The organism is Streptomyces sp. NBC_01363, from assembly GCF_026340595.1.
GTDB lineage: Bacteria > Actinomycetota > Actinomycetes > Streptomycetales > Streptomycetaceae > Streptomyces.
The window spans coordinates 4,689,770-4,709,448 of sequence record NZ_JAPEPF010000001.1; the positions used below are offsets into that span (position 1 = coordinate 4,689,770).

Annotated in this window: 3 protein-coding genes; all 3 read left to right on the plus strand. The window is 71.0% G+C overall.

From position 1 onward, the window contains the following. Window positions 1-79 precede the first annotated feature (79 nt). The 3 genes from OG611_RS21335 to OG611_RS21345 all read left to right on the plus strand — a co-directional run bounded on the left by OG611_RS21335 (window position 80) and on the right by OG611_RS21345 (window position 19,678). Window positions 80-11,449 carry a non-ribosomal peptide synthetase gene (locus OG611_RS21335; RefSeq protein WP_266422482.1) on the plus strand — a complete coding sequence of 3,790 codons (11,370 nt, stop codon included), beginning with the start codon at window positions 80-82 and terminating at the stop codon, window positions 11,447-11,449. After that, window positions 11,446-18,531, plus strand: coding sequence for a non-ribosomal peptide synthetase (locus OG611_RS21340; RefSeq protein ID WP_266422484.1), 7,086 nt, complete (start codon window positions 11,446-11,448; stop codon window positions 18,529-18,531). The genes OG611_RS21335 and OG611_RS21340 overlap by 4 nt, the downstream gene beginning before the upstream one ends. Window positions 18,532-18,760: 229 nt before the next feature. Next, window positions 18,761-19,678, plus strand: a complete 918-nt coding sequence (locus OG611_RS21345; RefSeq protein WP_266422486.1) for a kinase — start codon at window positions 18,761-18,763, stop codon at window positions 19,676-19,678. Window position 19,679 lies beyond the last annotated feature (1 nt).

Sequence of the window (19,679 nt, forward strand, 5' to 3'; positions counted from 1 at the left end):
CACGTCATCCACCGTGGCTCCGTCGGTCTCCCGGCACGCCGCGAGACCACGAGATCCGAGCTACCAAGAAGGTGTCGAGATGTCCCAGCCGCAAACCGATCCGGCTCTCTCCCTCGGCGTCGGCGTCCCCGCGCACGTCGCCACGTACAACGACACGGCCGAGAACCTTCCCGTGGGCGCGCTGCACGCTCTCTTCACCGCGCAGGCCGCCCGTACCCCGGAGGCCGTCGCCCTTGTCCGTGAGGACCGCCGTCTCACCTACCGGGAGCTGGACGGCGCGGCCAACGCCCTCGCGCACCGGCTCGTCGCCGAGGGCGTACGGCCGGGCGACGCGGTGGGCCTCCTCTTCGACCGCTCGTTCGCCTACGTCGTCACGGTCCTCGCCGTGCTGAAGAGCGGCGGCGTGTACGTCCCCCTCGACCCCCGTCAGCCCGAGGAGCGGCTCGCCTGGATCCTCGGCAGTACCGGGGCCACCCTCCTGGTCACCGACCGCCCGGCCGGGGACACCGGCTTCGCGGGGGAGCTGCCCGCCCTGCGGCTCGACGACGCGAGCGCCACGGCCGACACGGCTGCCACCGCACCCGATGTCACGGTCCACCCGGACCAGCCGCTGTACATCATGTTCACCTCCGGCTCCAGCGGCACCCCCAAGGGCGTCGTGAACACCCACCGCAACGTGGTCGAACTGGCCCTGGACCCGGGCTTCGGCGCCGCGGCCCACGAGCGGGTGCTCGCCTACTCGCCGCTGCCCTTCGACTCCTCGACCTACGAGCTGTGGGTGCCGCTGCTGCGTGGCGGACTGGCAGTCGTGCTGTCCGCACCGAAGATCGACATCGGCGAGCTGGCCGACGCCATCACCCGCTACCGGGTGACCGCCGCCTACTTCACGACCGCCCTCTTCGACGCCATGGCCAGCGAGGCGATCGACGGCCTCAAGCAGCTGCGCGAGATCTGGACCGGCGGCGACGTCCTGTCCGCCACCGCCCTCCAACGGGCCCTCGACCACTGCCCGGACACCACGTTCGTGCACGTCTACGGTCCCACGGAGGCAACCGTCTTCTGCAGCTACCAGGCCTTCACCCCCGAGGTGCGCACCCTCGACCGGCTGCACCTCGGCATCCCGATGGCCAACACTGCCATGTACGTCCTGGACGCCGAGCTGCGCCACACCGCCCCGGGCGAGACCGGCGAACTCTATGTCGCGGGGCCGCACCTCGCCCAGGGCTACGGCCGGCTGCCGTCCCTGACCGCCGAGCGTTTCACCGCCGACCCGTACGGGCCCGCCGGCAGCCGCATGTACCGCACCGGCGACCTGGCCGCCTGGAACGAGCACGGTGAGGTCGTGTTCCTGGGCCGCGCGGACCAGCAGGTCAAGCTGCGCGGCAACCGCATCGAGCTCGGCGAGATCGAGACCGTGCTGGTCCGCCACCCCTCCGTCGCCCAGGCCGCGGTCATCGTCCGCGAGGACCGGCCCGGCGACAAGCGCCTGGTGGCCTACGCCGTACCCGCCGAGGAAGGCGTCCTGGACGGAGCCGAACTCCTCCGGTACGCGGGCGAGCAGCTCGTCGAGTACATGGTGCCCTCGGCGGTCGTCCCGATGGGGACCCTGCCGCTGACTCCGAACGGCAAGCTGGACCGGCGCGCACTGCCCGCTCCCCGGGCCGGCGCGGCACCGGGCGGCCGGGCCCCGCGCAACCCCGTCGAGGAGGTCCTCTGCGGCCTGTTCGCCCACTCCCTCGGCCTGCCGTCGATCGGCATCGACGACGACTTCTTCACTCTCGGCGGCCACTCGCTGCTGGCGACCCGGCTGGTCAGCCGGGTGCGCACCGTCCTCGATGTCCAGCTGACGCTGCGGCAGTTCTTCGAGTACCCGACCGTGGCGCTGCTCGCCGAGTACGTCGCCACCGGCGGCGGCGAGTCCGCCCGCCCTGCCCTGACCGCCCAGGAACGGCCGGAACCGCTGCCGCTCTCGGCGGCCCAGCAACGGCTCTGGTTCCTCGATCAGCTGGAGGGCCCGTCGGCGACGTACAACATCCCGCTCGCCGTTCGGGTGAGAGGGGACCTCGACGTCGCGGCCCTGGAGTCCGCGTTCACCGATGTCGCGGGACGGCACGAGAGCCTGCGCACCGTGTTCGGTCAGGCCGAGGGCCGGACCCACCAGCGGATCCTGCCCGCCGACAGTGTCCGGGTGGAGCTGCCGGTCACCCCGGCGACCGAGGACGGCGTCGCCGCACTGCTCACCGCCGAGTCCGAGCGCATCTTCGACCTCTCGGGCGATCTGCCGTTCCGCGCAAGGCTGTTCAGCCTCGGCGAGCACGACCACGTACTCCTGGTGGTCATGCACCACATCGTCTCCGACGGCTGGTCCTACCAGCCGCTCATGCGCGACCTGAGCACCGCGTACGCCACTCGTTCGCGTGGCGAGCGCCCCGCCTGGGAACCGCTGCCCGCCCAGTACGCGGACTACGCACTGTGGCACCGGGGCGTGCTCGGCGACCCCACGGACCAGGAGAGCGTCGCCGCCCGTCAACTGGACTACTGGCGAGGCGCATTGGCCGACCTGCCGGAGGAGGTCACCCTGCCCGCCGTCCGGCAGCGGCCGGCCGTCGCCTCCTACCGCGGCGCCACCCACACCGTGCACCTCGCCCAGGACGTCCACTCCTCGCTCGCGGAGCTGGCGCGCGAGTCGGGCGCATCGGTGTTCATGGTGGCCCAGGCGGCGGTGTCGACGCTGCTGTCCCGTTCGGGCGCCGGGCACGACATCCCGCTCGGCTCGCCGATCGCCGGCCGTACGGACCAGGCGCTCGACGATCTCGTCGGCTTCTTCGTCAACACCCTTGTCCTGCGCACGGACACCAGCGGCGATCCGAGCTTCCGTGAGCTGCTGACCCGGGTCCGGGAGACGGACCTCGCCGCCTGGAGCCACCAGGACCTGCCGTTCGACCGGCTGGTCGAAGCCCTCAACCCGGACCGGTCCGCCGCCCGGCACCCCCTCTTCCAGGTGATGCTCACACTGACGGACGCGGCCACGCCGACGCTCGTCGCCGAGGACCTGGACACCGAATCGGAGTTCACCTGGCTGAGGTTCGCCAAGTTCGACCTGACGTTCTCGTTCGCCGAGCATCGTTCGGTGGATGGTCGGCCGGGCGGTCTGGACATCACGATCGAGTACGCGACGGATCTGTATGACGCGCGTTCGGTGGAGTTGGCGGGTGAGCGTCTGGTGCGGTTGCTGGGTGCTGCGGCTTCGGCGCCGGATGTTCCGGTGGGTGAGCTGGAGTTGTTGTCCGCGGATGAGCGTGGGGTGTTGTTGGGGGAGTGGGCCGGTGCGGTGACGGGTACTCCGGGTGGGGGTCTTGCGCGGTTGTTCGCGGCGCAGGTGGCGCGGACGCCGGATGCGGTTGCGGTGGTGGGTGAGGGGCGTGAGCTTTCCTATCGTGAGGTTGATGTGCTGGCCAATGGTGTGGCGCGTCGGCTGATCGGTGAGGGGGTGCGGCCGGGTGGTCGGGTGGCGTTGTTCCAGGAGCGTTCGGTGGGTGCGGTGGTCGCCACGTTGGGTGTGGTGAAGGCGGGTGCGGTGTATGTGCCGTTGGACACCCGGTATCCGGCGGATCGTGTCGAGTTGATCGTGGGTCAGTCGGGTGTCACGCATCTGGTGACGGACCGGGATCCGGGTTCGTTGGTGGTGCCGGCGGGTGTGCGGGTGCTGGGTTCGGTGACGGGCGGTGAGGGCGAGGCCTCGGAGGCTTCGGATCCTGGGGTGTCGGTGCATGCGGATCAGCCGGTGTACGCGATGTTCACGTCGGGTTCGACGGGGGTGCCGAAGGGTGTCGCGGTCACGCATCGCAATGTGGCGGACCTGGCGGCGCAGACGATGTACGCCAACGGCAACCACGGTCGGGTGCTGTTCCACTCCGCGATGGCGTTCGATGCCTCGACGTACGAGATGTGGGTGCCGTGGCTCAACGGCGGCACCCTCGTCGTCGCCCCCGCAGGACATCTCGACGCAGCAGCGTACGAGGAGTTGATCGCTGAACACGGGATCACCGCGCTGTGGCTGACGGCGGGTCTGTTCCGGGTGATGGCGGAGGAGGTTCCGGAGGCGTTCGCCGGGGTGCGTGAGGTGTGGGCGGGGGGTGATGTGGTTCCGCCGGAGGCGGTGCGCAGCGTCATGGACCGTTGCCCGGACGTCACCGTCGTGAACGGTTACGGTCCGACGGAGACGACGACCTTCGCCGCCACCCACCGCATCCATCGTCCGCTGGACTACACGGGTGCGATCCCGATCGGCGAGCCTCTCGACAACCACCGGCTGTACGTGTTGGACGAGGGCTTGCGGCTGGTTCCGCCGGGCACCCCGGGCGAGCTGTACATCGCGGGGGCCGGCCTGGCACAGGGCTATCTCGACCGCCCGGCGCTGACCGCCGACCGGTTCGTGGCCGACCCGTACGGTCCGGCCGGTACGCGGATGTACCGGACCGGCGACCTGGTCCGCTGGAACCTCGAAGGCTCGCTCGAATACCTCGGCCGCGCCGACCAGCAGGTCAAGCTCCGCGGCTTCCGCATCGAACTCGGCGAGATCGAGAGTGCGTTGGCCGCTCAGGAGGCGGTGGGGCAGGCGACGGTCGTGGTCCGGGAGGACCGGCCCGGCGACAAGCGCCTCGCCGCGTACCTGGTCGCCGCCGACGGCGCCCGGATCGACACCGAGTCGGTGCGTCGCGAGATCGCCGGCACGCTCCCGGAGTACATGGTCCCGTCCGCCTTCGTGGTCCTCGACGAGATCCCGCTCACCGTCAACGGCAAGGTCGACCGACGCGCCCTGCCCGCCCCGCAGTTCGGCAACGACGCCACCGGGCGCGCACCCCGGGGGCCGGGCGAGGAGGTCCTGTGCGGTCTCTTCGCGGAGGTCCTCGGACTGCCGTCGGTCACCATCGACGACCACTTCTTCCACCTCGGCGGGCATTCCCTGCTCGCCACCCGCCTCATCAGCCGCATCCGACAGACCTTCGGTGTCCAGATCACCGTCCGGGACCTCTTCCAGGGCCCGACGGTGGCCTCGCTGGCCGAATACGTGGAAGCGGGCGGTGACGCGGTGCAGCGGCCCGCGCTCCGGGAGACGGTCAGGCCCGAGCGGGTGCCGCTCTCCTCGGCCCAGCAGCGCCTCTGGTTCCTGCACCACCTGGAGGGGCCCTCGGCGACGTACAACATTCCGCTGGCCCTGCGCCTCACGGGCGCACTCGACCATCAGGCCCTCCAGCTCGCGCTCACCGACCTGGTGGTGCGGCACGAGTCGCTGCGCACCCTCTTCGGAATGGCGGACGACGCCGCCTACCAGTGGCAGCTTCCGGCGGCCGAGGTCCGGGTGGAGCTGCCCGTCATCGCGACGACCGAGGCCGCACTCGAAGCGGAGCTCGGCGCACAGGCCACCCGCAGCTTCGACCTGGAATGCGAACTGCCGGTCAGGGCAGCCCTGTTCGCTCTCGGCGACCAGGAACACGTCCTGCTGGTGGTGATGCACCACATCGCCTCCGACGGCTGGTCCACCACCCCGCTGCTGCGGGACCTGACAGCCGCCTACACGGCGCGTGCGCAGGGCACCGCCCCCGCGTGGGAGCCGCTGCCGGTCCAGTACGCCGACTACACCCTCTGGCAGCAGGAACTGCTCGCGGCGGACGGGGAGCGGCAGGCGGAGTTCTGGCGCCACACACTGGACGGGCTGCCCGACGAGGCCACCCTGCCGGCCGACCGTCCGCGTCCGGCGGTCGCCACCTACCGCGGCTCCACCCACGGCGTCCACATTCCCGCGGAGCTGCACGACGCGCTCACACGGCTGGCCCGGGAGACCGGCAGCACCATGTTCATGGTGGCCCAGGCCGCCGTCGCCACCGCACTGTCCCGCTCCGGCGCGGGGGACGACATCCCGATCGGCGCCCCGATCGCGGGCCGCTCGGAGCAGTCCCTGGACGATCTGGTCGGCTTCTTCGTCAACACCCTGGTGCTGCGCACGGATCTGACCGGTGACCCGAGCTTCCGCGACCTGCTCTCCCGGGTCCGCGAGGCCGACCTGGCGGCGTGGGCCCACCAGGACCTGCCCTTCGACCGGCTGGTCGAGGTGCTCAACCCCGAGCGCTCCACCGCCCGGCACCCCCTCTTCCAGGTGGTGCTCACTCTTCAGGAAGCGCTCACCCCCGCCCTCGAACTCCCGGGAATCTCCGCCGAGTCGGGCTTCACGACGCTGGAGATCTCCAAGTTCGACCTGACCTTCTCCTTCCATGAACACCGCACGGCTGACGGCCGCCCGGGTGGACTGGACATCAGGGTCGAGTACGCCACCGACCTCTATGACGCCGACACCGTCGAGGCCGTCACCGGCCGACTGGTCAGGCTGCTGGGCGACGCCGTCGAGCGCCCCGAAATCCCCGTCGGTGAGCTGGAGTTCATCGGTCCGGACGAGCGTCACCAGCTGCTTGAGCGATGGAACGGCGCGGTCACCGGTTCCTCCGGTGCGGGCCTGGCGGAGTTGTTCGCCGCACAGGCCGCCCGTACCCCGGACGCGACAGCACTGGTCGACGGCGACCGGGAGCTTACCTACGCGGAGCTGGACGCGGAAGCCAACCGGCTGGCCCACCATCTCGTGGGCCTCGGTGTCCGGCCGGAGAACGTCGTCGCCGTCCTGATGGAGCGGTCGGCGGACCTGCTCACCGGGCTCCTCGCAGTGGTCAAGGCCGGCGGGGTCTACGCCCCGCTCAACACTGCGGACCCCGACACCCGTCTGCTGCGGATCCTCACGGAGACCGCGGCGTCGGTTCTGCTGACCGACCAGGCGCTGGCCGATCACCCGATCGTGTCCCGGACCGCCGCCGAGACCGTCGTGCTCGACGGCAACGACGGCTTCGCCCACCTCCCGTCGACACCACCGGCGCCCCTCGCCCACCCCGACCAGTGGCTGTACGTGATGTTCACCTCGGGTTCGACGGGGGTGCCGAAGGGTGTCGCGGTCACGCATCGCAATGTGGCGGACCTGGCGGCCCAGACCATGTACGCGAACGGCAACCACACCCGGGTGCTCTTCCACTCACCGCACACCTTCGACGCCGCGACCCACGAGATCTGGGTGCCGTGGCTGAACGGGGGAGCGGTCGTGGTGGCGCCCCCGGGCTACCTCGACCCCGGGACCCTGGGCGGGCTGCTGACCGAGCGCGGGATCAGCTCGCTGTGGCTGACGGCGGGTCTGTTCCGGGTGATGGCGGAGGAGGTTCCGGAGGCGTTCGCCGGGCTGCGTGAGGTGTGGGCGGGGGGTGATGTGGTTCCGCCGGAGGCGGTGCGCAGCGTCATGGACCGTTGCCCGGACGTCACCGTCGTGAACGGTTACGGTCCGACGGAGACGACGACCTTCGCCGCCACCCACCGCATCCATCGTCCGCTGGACTACACGGGTGCGATCCCGATCGGCGAGCCCCTGGACAACCACCGGCTGTACGTGTTGGACGAGGGCCTGCGGCTGGTTCCGCCGGGCACGCCGGGCGAGCTGTACATCGCCGGCGCCGGCCTCGCCCGTGGCTACCTGGGCCGGCCGGGCATGACGGCCGATCGTTTCGTGGCCGACCCGTACGGCCCGGCCGGTACGCGGATGTACCGGACCGGCGACCTGGTCCGCTGGAATCCTGAGGGTTCCCTCGAATACCTCGGCCGCGCCGACCAGCAGGTCAAGCTCCGCGGCTTCCGCATCGAACTCGGTGAGATCGAGGGCGCGTTGGCCGCCCACGGGAGTGTGGGGCAGGCGACGGTCGTGGTCCGGGAGGACCGGCCCGGCGACAAACGCCTCGTCGCCTATCTCGTCGCCGCCGACGGCTCCCGGATCGACGTGGCCGAGCTGCGCGGTCATGTCTCGGACGCCCTGCCCGAGTACATGGTCCCGTCCGCCTTCGTCGTCCTCGACGAGATCCCCCTCACCACCAACGGCAAGGTCGACCGACGCGCCCTGCCCGCACCCCAGGTCTCCCACGCCACCAACGGTCGCGCCCCGCGCACACCGCAGGAAGAGGTGCTCTGCGGCCTCTTCGCGGCCGTTCTCGGACTGCCGTCGGTGACCATCGACGACCACTTCTTCCACCGGGGTGGCCACTCGGTGCTGGGCACCCGCCTCATCAGCCGCATCCGGCGCGCCTTCGGGGTCCAGCTCGGGGTGAAGGACCTGTTCCGGAACCCGACGGTCCTCGCCCTCTCCGAGTGCGTCACCGCGGGCAGCGGCGAACTGCCCCGGCCCGCACTGATGCCCGAGGAGCGCCCGGAGATCATCCCGCTCTCCTCCGCGCAGCAGCGTCTGTGGTTCCTCGACCAGATGGAAGGCCCGTCCGCCACCTACAACATCCCGCTCGCCCTGCGGCTCAAGGGCTCTCTCGACCACCGTGCCCTCCGGCTCGCCCTCACCGACCTCACCACACGCCACGAGGGCCTGCGCACCGTCTTCCCCACCCACGAGGGCACCCCTCACCAGCACATCCTTCCCCCGACCAGCATCGACCTCCCCCTGATCGCCACCACCGAGGAGGAGCTCACCGCACGACTGGCGGACCTCTCCTCGGCCACCTTCGACCTGTCCGTCCAGCCGCCGATCCGCACGCATCTGCTCTCCGTCGGCGAGCAGGAACACATCCTGCTGGTGGTCATCCACCACATCGCCTCCGACGGCTGGTCCAACGGACCGCTCTTCCGCGACCTGACCACCGCCTACGAGGCCCGCACCGAGGGCACCGCCCCCGCGTGGGAGCCGCTCCCGGTCCAGTACGCCGACTACTCCCTCTGGCAGCAACGGCTCCTGGGAAGCGACGAGGAACGTCAACTCGACTACTGGCGCGACGCGTTGGCAGACCTTCCGGAGGAGGCCACGCTCCCGGCCGACCGGCCCAGGCCGGCCACCGCGTCCAACCGGGGCACCACACACACCGTGCACTGCTCGGCGGGCCTGCACGAATCGCTCACCTCGCTGGCCCAGGACACCGGCAGCACCCTGTTCATGGTGGCCCAGGCGGCGGTGTCGACCCTGCTGTCCCGTTCCGGCGCCGGACACGACATCCCGCTCGGCTCACCCGTCGCAGGGCGCACCGACCCGGCCCTCGACGACCTCATCGGCTTCTTCGTCAACACGCTCGTCCTGCGCACGGACACCAGCGGCGATCCGAGCTTCCGTGAGCTGCTGACCCGGGTCCGGGAGACGGACCTCGCCGCCTGGAGCCACCAGGACCTGCCGTTCGACCGGCTGGTCGAAGCCCTCAACCCGGACCGGTCCGCCGCCCGGCACCCCCTCTTCCAGGTCATGCTCACCGTCGGCGACATGTCCGCCGAGGCCCCCGAACTCCCGGGGCTGGAAACGGCGTACGAGTTCTCGAAGGTGGAGATCGCCAAGTTCGACCTCACCTTCGGCTTCGCCGAGCGTCGTTCGGTGGATGGTCGGCCGGGTGGTCTGGACATCACGATCGAGTACGCGACGGATCTGTATGACGTGCGTTCGGTGGAGTTGGCGGGTGAGCGTCTGGTGCGGTTGCTGGGTGCTGCGGCTTCGGCGCCGGATGTTCCGGTGGGTGAGCTGGAGTTGTTGTCCGCGGATGAGCGTGGGGTGTTGTTGGGGGAGTGGGCCGGTGCGGTGACGGGTACTCCGGGTGGGGGTCTTGCGCGGTTGTTCGCGGCGCAGGTGGCGCGGACGCCGGATGCGGTTGCGGTGGTGGGTGAGGGGCGTGAGCTTTCCTATCGTGAGGTTGATGTGCTGGCCAATGGTGTGGCGCGTCGGCTGATCGGTGAGGGGGTGCGGCCGGGTGGTCGGGTGGCGTTGTTCCAGGAGCGTTCGGTGGGTGCGGTGGTCGCCACGTTGGGTGTGGTGAAGGCGGGTGCGGTGTATGTGCCGTTGGACACCCGGTATCCGGCGGATCGTGTCGAGTTGATCGTGGGTCAGTCGGGTGTCACGCATCTGGTGACGGACCGGGATCCGGGTTCGTTGGTGGTGCCGGCGGGTGTGCGGGTGCTGGGTTCGGTGACGGGCGGTGAGGGCGAGGCCTCGGAGGCTTCGGATCCTGGGGTGTCGGTGCATGCGGATCAGCCGGTGTACGCGATGTTCACGTCGGGTTCGACGGGGGTGCCGAAGGGTGTCGCGGTCACGCATCGCAATGTGGCGGACCTGGCGGCGCAGACGATGTACGCCAACGGCAACCACGGTCGGGTGCTGTTCCACTCCGCGATGGCGTTCGATGCCTCGACGTACGAGATGTGGGTGCCGTGGCTCAACGGCGGCACCCTCGTCGTCGCCCCCGCGGGGCACCTGGCCCCGGCCGACTACCAGCGACTGCTGGCCGAGCACCGCATCACCGCGCTGTGGCTGACCGCAGGTCTCTTCCGCGTCATGGCGGAGGAGGTCCCGGAGGCGTTCGCCGGAGTGCGTGAGGTGTGGGCCGGAGGTGATGTGGTCCCGCCGGAGGCAGTACGCAGGGTCATGGACCGCTGCCCGCAGCTGACGGTCGTCAATGGCTACGGTCCGACGGAGACCACCACCTTCGCCACCACCCACCGCATCCACCGCCCGCTGGACTACGCCGGTGCGATCCCGATCGGCGAGCCCCTGGACAACCACCGGCCCTATGTACTCGACGAGGGCTTGCGGCTGGTTCCGCCGGGCACCCCGGGCGAGCTGTACATCGCGGGGGCCGGCCTGGCACAGGGCTATCTCGACCGCCCGGCCCTGACCGCCGACCGCTTCGTCGCGGACCCGTACGGCCCGGCCGGTACGCGGATGTACCGCACGGGCGACCTGGTCCGCTGGAACCTCGAAGGCTCGCTCGAATACCTCGGGCGCGCCGACCAGCAGGTCAAGCTCCGCGGCTTCCGCATCGAGCCGGGCGAGATCGAGACCGTCCTCGTCGGCCGGCCGGGCGTGGCCCAGGCCACCGTCGTCGTCCGGGAGGACCGGCCCGGCGACAAGCGCCTCGTCGCCTACCTCACCGCCGAGGAAGGCGCCCGGATCGAACCCGGCGAGGTACAGCGCCAGGTGTCCGGGCTGCTGCCCGACTACATGATCCCGTCCGCCTTCGTGGTTCTCGACGAGATCCCGCTCACCGTCAACGGCAAGGTCGACCGACGCGCCCTGCCCGCCCCGCAGTTCGGCAACGACGCCACCGGGCGCGCACCGCGCACCGCCAAGGAAGAAGTCCTGTGCGGTCTCTTCGCGGAGATCCTCGGACTGCCGTCGGTCACCATCGACGACCACTTCTTCAACCTCGGCGGGCATTCGCTCCTCGCCACCCGGCTCGTCGGCCGGATCCGCACCGTACTCGGGGTCGAGCTCTCCGTGGCGACCCTCTTCGAAAACCCGATCGTGGCCACGCTCGTCGAGAAGCTCGACGGCGCCGAGGCCGCCCGGCCCAGACTTCGGCCGATGCGCCGGATGGGAGTGACCAAGTGATTCCCTTGTCCTTCGCCCAGCAGCGGCTGTGGTTCATCGCCCAGATGGAAGGGCCGTCGACCACCTACAACATCCCGCTCGCCGTGCGGCTGAGCGGCGAACTCGACCGCCCGGCGCTCCAGTCGGCGCTCCTGGACGTGGTCGGCAGACACGAGAGCCTGCGCACCCTCTTCCCCGACCAGGACGGCACGCCGTACCAGCACATCCTCGCCGAGGAGGACGTGGAGCTGGCGCTGGAGGTCATCCCGGCCGACGCCGCGACGCTGCCGGTCGTGCTCGCCGAGGAGTCCGCCCAGGTATTCCACCTCGCCGTGGACCTGCCGGTCCGGGCACGCCTGATCGCCCTCGGCGAGCAGGAGCACGTCCTGCTCATCGTGATGCACCACATCGTGTCGGACGGCGGCTCGACCGCGCCCCTGCTCCAGGACCTCGCCACCGCCTACGAAGCACGCGCCCGGGGCGTCGTGCCCGACTGGGAGCCGCTCCCGGTCCAGTACGCCGACTACACCCTCTGGCAGCAGGAGCTGCTCGGCGAGGGCGACGACCCGGAGAGCGCCGGATCCCGTCAACTGGACTTCTGGCGCAAGGCATTGGCCGAGCTGCCGGAGGAGGCCACCCTGCCGGCCGACCGTCCGCGCCCGGCCTCCGCCTCGTACGTGGGCGCCACCTGCGACGTCCACCTGCCCGCCGACCTCCACATCGGTCTGACCCACCTCGCGCGGGAGTCCGGCGCCACCTTGTTCATGGCGGTCCAGGCCGCCGTGGCGACCGCCCTGTCCCGCTCCGGCGCCGGCCTCGACATCCCGATCGGCTCCCCGGTGTCCGGGCGCATCGACGAGGCACTCGACGGCCTGGTCGGATTCTTCGTCAACACCCTGGTGCTGCACACGGATCTGACCGGCGACCCGAGCTTCCGCGACCTGCTCTCCCGGGTCCGCAAGACGGATCTGGCGGCCTGGGACAACCAGGACCTGCCCTTCGACCGGCTGGTCGAGGTGCTCAACCCCGAGCGCTCCGCCTCCCGCCACCCGCTCTTCCAGGTGATGCTCACCATGGGCGAGGCCGGCTCGGACGTCATCGGCTTCCCGGGGCTCGACGCCCGTACCGAGTACAGCGCCCTGCAGATCGCCAAGTTCGACCTGACGTTCGGCTTCGCCGAGCACCGCACCCGTGACGGCAGGCCGGACGGTCTGGACATCACCATCGAGTACGCCACCGACCTCTACGACGCCCGGACGATCGACGCCCTCATGGCGCGGCTGAACCGGCTGCTGGAGGCCGTGGTCACCTCGCCCGACACCCCGCTGTCGGTCCTCGACCTGCTCGGCGAGCACGAGCGGCGGCTGCTCCTGGAGGAGCGGAGCGGTGCCGCCACCGGCACGTCCGGCATGAGCCTGGCGGAGCTGTTCGCCGCGCAGGCCGCCCGCACCCCGGACGCGACAGCCCTGGTGGACGAGGACCGCGATCTGACGTTCGCCGAACTCGACGAGGTCACCAACCGGCTGGCCCACCACCTCATCAATGCCGGAGTACGACGGCACGACGTGGTCGCCGTCCTGATGGAGCGCTCGACCGACCTGCTCACCGCGCTGCTCGCCGTGGTCAAGGCCGGTGCCGTGTACGCCCCGCTGAACACCACCGACCCGGACAGCCGGCTCGTCCAGATCCTGGCCGACACCCGGGCACCGGTCCTGCTCACCGACCAGGCCCTCTCGGACCACCAGGTCGTCCTGGACGCCGACGCGCAGATCGTCGTCCTGGGCGACACCATCGACCTCGACCGGCTGCCCGCCACCGCTCCGGCACACACCATCCACCCCGACCAGCCGGTGTACGCGATGTTCACCTCGGGCTCGACGGGAGTGCCCAAGGGCGTCGCGGTCACGCACCGCAACGTGGCGGACCTGGCGGCGCAGACCATGTACACGAACGGCAACCACCGGCGCGTGCTGTTCCACTCGCCGGCCGCCTTCGACGCCTCGACGTACGAGATCTGGGTGCCGTGGCTGAACGGCCGTACGGTCGTGGTGGCACCGCGCGGCCATCTCGCACCCACCGACTACCAGCGCCTGCTCACGGAGCACCGGGTCACCGCGCTCTGGATGACCGCGGGTCTCTTCCGCGTCATGGCGGAGGAGGCACCCGAGGCGTTCGCCGGGGTGCGTGAGGTGTGGGCGGGGGGTGACGTGGTTCCGCCGGAGGCGGTGCGCCGCGTCATGGACCACTGCCCCGACGTCACGGTCGTCAACGGGTACGGTCCGACGGAGACCACGACTTTCGCCACCACCCACCGCATCCACCGCCCCTTGGACTACGCGGGTGCCGTCCCGATCGGCGAGCCCCTCGACAACCACCGCCTGTACGTCCTGGACGCCGCCCTGCGGCTGGTTCCGCCGGGCGCTCCCGGCGAGCTGTACATCGCGGGAGCCGGGCTGGCCCAGGGCTACCTCAACCGCGCCTCGCTGACGGCGGAACGCTTCGTCGCGGACCCGTACGGCCCGGCCGGAACGCGGATGTACCGCACGGGCGACCTGGTCCGCTGGAACCACGAAGGCTCGCTCGAATACCTCGGCCGCGCCGACCAGCAGATCAAGCTCCGCGGCTTCCGCATCGAACTCGGCGAGATCGAGAGCGCGTTGACCGCGCACGAGAGCGTGGGGCAGGCGACGGTCGTGGTCCGGGAGGACCGGCCCGGCGACAAACGCCTCGCCGCGTACCTCGTCGCCGCCGACGGCGCCCGGATCGACACCGAGGCGGTGCACCGCGAGATCGCCGGCGCACTCCCGGAGTACATGGTCCCGTCCGCCTTCGTCGTCCTCGACGAGATCCCCCTCACCACCAACGGCAAGGTCGACCGACGTGCCCTGCCCGCGCCCCAGCAGAGCACCGATGCCGGCGGGCGCCCGCCCCGGACGCCCGCCGAGGAAGTCCTCTGCGGCCTCTTCGCGGCCGTACTCGGACTGCCGTCGGTCACCATCGACGACCACTTCTTCCGGCGCGGTGGCCACTCGCTGCTCGCCACCCGCCTCATCAGCCGCATCCGGGCCGTGTGGGAAACCGAGATCACCATCCGGGACCTGTTCCAGTACGCGACCGTCGCGCAGCTGGCCGAGCGGATCGCGGCCGAGGGCAGTGGGGAGCGGCGTCCGGCCCTGATGCCCGGCGAGCGCCCGGAGATCATCCCGCTCTCCTCCGCGCAGCAGCGTCTGTGGTTCCTCGACCAGTTGGAGGGCCCGTCCGCCACCTACAACATCCCGCTCGCCCTGCGGCTCAAGGGCTCTCTCGACCACCGTGCCCTCCGGCTCGCCCTCACCGACCTCACCACACGCCACGAGGGCCTGCGCACCGTCTTCCCCATCCATGAAGGCACCCCTCACCAGCACATCCTCCCCCCGACCACCACCGACCTCCCGCTGATCACCACCACCGAGGAGGAGCTCACGGAGCGGCTGGCCGCCCAGGCCGGCCGGACCTTCGACCTGGCGGCCGAACTGCCGTACCGGGCACAGCTGCTGGAGCTCGGGGCCGAGGACCACGTGCTCATGCTCGTGATCCACCACATCGCCTCCGACGGCTGGTCCAACGGACCGCTCTTCCGCGACCTGGCCACCGCCTACGAGGCCCGCACCGAGGGCTCCGCCCCCGCCTGGGAGCCGCTGCCGGTCCAGTACGCCGACTACTCCCTCTGGCAGCAACGGCTCCTGGAGCGCGACGAGGAGCGCCAGCTCGACCACTGGCGCGGGGTGCTCGCCGAGCTGCCGGAGGAGGCCACGCTGCCCGCCGACCACGCCCGCCCCGCCGTCGCCTCCAACCGGGGCCGCACACACGCCGTGCACTGCCCCGCCGAGCTCCACACCGCCCTGATGTCCCTGGCCCAGGACACCGGGACCACCCTGTTCATGGTGGCCCAGGCGGCCGTGGCGACCCTGCTGTCCCGTTCCGGCGCCGAACACGACATCCCGCTCGGCTCACCCGTCGCAGGGCGCACCGACCAGAAGCTCGACGACCTCATCGGCTTCTTCGTCAACACGCTCGTCCTGCGCACCGACACCAGCGGCGACCCGAGCTTCCGTGAGCTGCTGACCCGGGTCCGCGAGACCGACCTCGCCGCCTGGGCCCACCAGGACCTGCCGTTCGACCGGCTGGTCGAAGCCCTCAACCCCGAGCGCACCACCGCCCGGCACCCCCTCTTCCAGGTCATGCTCACCGTCGGCGACACCAGCAACGAAGCCCCCCGACTGGCCGGACTGGAGAGTGAGTTCGCCATCCCGCCGGTCTCCGTCGCGAAGTTCGACCTCACCTTCGCGTTCGCCGAGAACCGGGCCGCCGACGGCCGGCCCGACGGCCTCGACATCCTGATCGAGTACACCACCGACCTGTACGACGCACGCACCATCGAGGCCACGGCGGACCGCCTGGTCCGGCTCCTCACCGGCGCCGTGGCCACCCCCGATCTGCCCCTCGCCGAGCTGGAGATGGTGTCCGGGCACGAGCGGGCGCAGCTGCGGGAGTGGAGCGGTGCGCAGTCACCGGCGCCCGCCCTCGGGCTCGACGCACTCTTCACGGAGCAGGCCGCCCGCACCCCGCACGCGGTGGCGCTGGTCCACGAGGAGCAGCAGGTGACGTACCAGGAGCTGGACATCTGGTCCAACCGGCTGGCCCGCCACCTGACCACGCACGGGGTCACCCCGGGCAGCATCGTCGCCATCCACCTGGAGCGTTCCCCGCAACTCATCGCCACGCTGCTCGCCGCTCTGAAGGCCGGGGCCGGATACACCCTGCTCGACCCGCAGTTCCCGGCCGACCGGCTGAACACCGTGCTCGGGCAGACCGATCCGGCGGCGCTGGTCACCCAGGCCCACCTGACGGCCCTGTCGACCCCGTCCACCCTGGTCGACCTGACCGCGGAGATACCCGCGATCAGCGCACTGCCGGGGACGCCGGTGGAGACGGGCGGGCACCCGGAGTCCATCGCCTGCGTGATGTTCACCTCCGGATCGACCGGAGTTCCCAAGGGGGTCGCGGCCTCGCACCGGGCGCTGGCCGCCACGTTCATCGGCCCCGACTACCTGGACTTCGGCCCCGGGCAGACCTATCTGCAGAGCTCCCCGGTGTCCTGGGACGCCTTTGCCCTGGAGGTCTTCGGACCACTCCTGCACGGCGGCGTCTGCGTCCTCCAGCCCGGCCAGCACACCGATCCGCACCAGATCGCGGAGCTGGTGGAGCGGCACGGGATCACCACCCTGCAGATGTCGGCGAGCCTGTTCAACCACATGCTCGACGAGCACCCGGCGGTCTTCTCACAGATCAAGGAGGCCATGACCGCCGGTGAGGCTGCCTCACCCGCCCACACCGCCAAGGCGCTGGCCGACCACCCCCACCTCCACCTGGTCAACGGCTACGGGCCGGCCGAGAGCATGGGCTTCACCACCACCCACACCCTCACCGGGCCGGCGCCCGCCATCCCGATCGGACGGCCGATCGCCGGCAAGCACGCCTACGTCCTGGACGAGAACCTCCGGCTGCTGCCGCCGGGTGTCCCCGGTGAGCTCTACGTCGCCGGGCACGGCCTCGCCCACGGCTACATCGGACAGCCCGTACTGAGCGCGGAGCGGTTCGTCGCCGACCCGCACGGTGCGCCCGGCTCGCGGATGTACCGCACCGGCGACCTGGCCCGCTGGAGCCAGGACGGCGCGCTGGAGTATTTCGGCCGGGCCGACCAGCAGATCAAGTTGCGGGGCTTCCGCATCGAGCCGGGTGAGATCGAATCGGCGCTGCTGCGGCACCCCTCCCTCGCCCAGGTGGCGGTGCTGATCCGCGAGGACCGGCCCGGTGACAAACGGCTGGTGGCGTACGTGGTGCCCACCGAAGGCAGTCGGCCGGATCTTCCCGAACTGCGCCGGCACGCGGTCGCGGCCCTGCCCGAGTACATGGTGCCGGCCACGATCGTGCCACTGGACGCGCTGCCCCTGACGGTCAACGGCAAGCTCGACCGCCGTGCGCTGCCCGAACCGCAGCAGGCCGACACCGGCGGCGGCCGGGCGCCGCGCACCCCGGCGGAGGAAGTCCTGTGCGGGCTCTTCGCGGAGGTCCTGGGCCTGACGTCGGTCACCATCGACGACCACTTCTTCCAACTGGGCGGCCACTCGCTGCTCGCCACCCGGCTGATCGGCCGGATCCGCTCCATCTGGGACACCCGCGTCACCATCCGGGACCTGTTCCAGTACCCGACGCCCGTGCTGCTCGCCGAACACATCGCCACGAACACGGGCGGCGACCCGATGGAGACGCTGCTGCCGATCCGGGCCGCGTCCGGCACCGACGACGAGGCCCCGCTGTTCTGCGTCCACGCGATCTCCGGGATGAGCTGGTCGTACGCCGGACTGCTCCGGCACATCGGTGGGCGACGTCCGCTGATCGGGCTGCAGGCAAAGGAGTTGACCAGCCCCTCGGACCGGCCGGCCGGCATCGAGGAGATGGCGGACGGCTACGTGGCCGAGATCCGCTCGGTCCAGGCCCACGGCCCGTACCACCTGCTCGGCTGGTCGTTCGGCGGTCTGGTGGCGCACGCCATCGCTGCCCGGCTGGAGGAGCAGGGCGAGGAGGTCGCCATCCTGGCGCTGCTCGATTCCTACCCGCTGCCCGACGGATTCTGGCCACCCGCGATCACCGGCCGGGAGGTGCTGACCGCGCTGCTCGGCGGACGCGGCGCCGAACTCGACGTACGGTGCGCCGACACCGCCCCGGACGCGGAGGAGCTGGCCGCCGTGCTGCGCGCCGAGGACGCGATCCTGGGCGCGCTGGAGCCCGCCCAGGCCGCGGCGGTCGTCGCCGCGACGGCCGGCAACCTGGAGATGCGCTACCGGTACGTTCCCCGGCGGCGGTTCGGCGGCGACGCGGTGTTCTTCAACGCCGCCCGCACCCCGGCCGCGACGGGCGGCGCGGACGCCTGGGCACCCCATGTCGGGGGCCGCGTCGAGGAGCACGACATCGACTGCGAGCACTGGGACATGACCACGGCCGAGCCGCTGCGCGAGATCGGAAAGGTACTGGCCGAGGAGTTGCGAGGAGTGCGTCACTGACCGAGGGTCCTCCGTCCGGATCACGCAGGATCCGGACGGAGGACCTCAGTAGCCCACAGGTGCCCGGGTCCGCCACGACGGCGGACCCGGGCACCTTCGCGTGCGCCGCCGTCGCCGGTACCCCGAATTGCCCGCGTGCTGCCGCTCATGCCGCCGGGCAGCGGGTTCCGGCCTGCATAGCGTGAAGCCATCCGCAGGCCACGGCTCCCGGCAACAGAAAGTCAAGGAAATGGTTGATCATTCCGGCTGGCGTGTCGGGGTAGCTTCAGCCCCCGTCCACCACGGCGAGATCCTGCAAGGCGTGTTCCCCGGTGACGGCGGGCTCACCCGAGGTCTCGTCACTCTTCCCTGCACCATTCACGCGACCCGCGCGACGTTCATCCCCGCTCCCGGCGCGGAGGTCACCGTCACGCCGGACTGGAAGGGCAAGGCGCGGCGCGCGGCCGAACTCGCGGTCCGCGCCGTGACACCGCCGGGCGCCGAGCCGGCGGGCGGCCATCTCGACCTCACCGGTGACGTACCGCTGTGCCGGGGCTTCGGCTCGTCCACCAGCGATGTGCTCGCGGCCATCTGGGCGGTGAAGGACGCGTTCGTCAGCCCGCTGCCGCCGCAGGAGGTCGCCCGGATCGCGGTGCGCGCGGAGACCGCGTCCGACTCGCTGATGTTCGAGGAGTCCACCGTCCTTTTCGCCCAGCGCGAGGGCACGGTGATCGAGGACTTCGGCTACCGGATGCCGGCCCTGCGGATTCTCGGCTTCGGCTCACGCCCCGCGGGCGGCGGGCGGGGCGTGGACACGCTGGCCCTCTCGCCGGCCCGCTACGGGCAGGACGAGATCGACCTCTTCACCCGGCTGCAGGCGATGCTCCGGGAGGCCATCCAGATGAAGGACGTGGCCCTGCTGGGCTCGGTGGCCACGGCCAGCACGGAGATCAACCAGCGTCATCTGCCGATCCCGGACCTCGACCGCATCCGTGACATCGCGCGGACCACGGGAGCCGTCGGGGTACAGGCGGCGCACAGCGGGGACATCGCCGGTCTCCTCTTCGACCGGGACGACCCCGAGGTCGAGGCGCGGACCGACCTGGCCCAGGACCTCCTGCAAGAGCTCGGAATTCACGAGCAGTGGAACTACACAACGGGTGACTGAC